The sequence below is a fragment of the Youngiibacter fragilis 232.1 genome, from assembly GCF_000495435.3.
GTDB lineage: Bacteria > Bacillota > Clostridia > Clostridiales > Clostridiaceae > Youngiibacter > Youngiibacter fragilis.
In genome coordinates this window covers 1-1,087 of sequence record NZ_AXUN02000072.1, presented here as the reverse complement: position 1 = coordinate 1,087, position 1,087 = coordinate 1, and the positions used below count along the sequence as shown (strand labels likewise).

Genomic DNA, 1,087 nt, shown 5'->3' with positions numbered 1-1,087 from the left:
ATCCGGAAATTGCCTGAAGCTGCCTAAGCTGGGCCTCGTAAAGTTTGCAGACAGCAGGGAGATGAAAGGCCGTATACTGAATGCCACAGTACGAAGGAAATCGAGCGGGAAATTCTTCGTATCAAGCCTTTGTGAAGAGGAAATATGTGAATTGCCCAAGACTGACTCAGCCGTCGGTATTGACCTCGGAATCACTGACTTTGCAGTCATGTCAGACGGCAGCAGGAATGACAACAATCATTTCACCAGACAGATGGAAGACGGGCTGAGACGTGAGCAGCGAAAGCTTGCAAGGCGTGCACTTGCTGCGGAGAAAAGAGGCGTTCCCCTGTCTGAAGCCAGGAACTATCAGAAGCAGAGACAGAAGGTAGCTAGACTCTACGAAAAGGTTGCGAACCAGCGAAATGAATTTCTGAACAAACTCAGTACGGAGATAGTCAAAAACCACGACATCATCTGTATCGAGGACCTTAACGTGAAGGGCATGATGCGCAACCACAAGCTGGCAAAAAGCATTTCTGATGTATCGTGGACGAGCCTTGTATCGAAACTTAGGTACAAGGCTGCCTGGTATGGGAAAGAAGTCATCAGTATAAGCAGGTGGTTTCCGTCAAGTCAGATATGCTCAGATTGCGGCCACAAGGATGGGAAGAAACCACTCCATGTAAGGGGGTGGACCTGTCCAGTTTGCCATTCCCATCATGACCGTGATGTCAATGCAGCAAAAAATATACTGGCTGAAGGACTCAGGATAAGAGCTCTTACACCAGAGTCTTAGCAATACAGAAACAAACAGGAACCGCAGGAATTGCGGGGATAGCTTGGTAAACAAGAGAAACCTCTGGCGGCAAAGAAATAAGCCGGTAAGTATGCTCTGTTCCCAAGAATCTCGTGACTTTAGTCATGAGAGCATTCCTGTAATGAAAAAACTTGAACTTTGAAAAAGGAGACCCTTAGCAATACAATGAAAGTGTGCTGATCCAAGGCAAGAAAGGCACAAATTCAAAGTATGAAAGGAGTCTCCAAATGAATAGTACACAAAACGACAAGCTAATGCAAATCAAATCTGAAACGTTGGTGGTTGGAG

The 1,087-nt window shown here is 46.2% G+C and carries 1 protein-coding gene; it reads left to right on the top strand.

Annotation, left to right across the window (positions count from 1 at the left end; all coding sequences use genetic code 11):
- On the top strand, positions 1-778 hold a 778-nt coding region (locus tag T472_RS04900), incomplete at its 5' end, for an RNA-guided endonuclease TnpB family protein (RefSeq protein WP_023863372.1).
- Between the last annotated feature and the right edge of the window lie 309 nt (positions 779-1,087).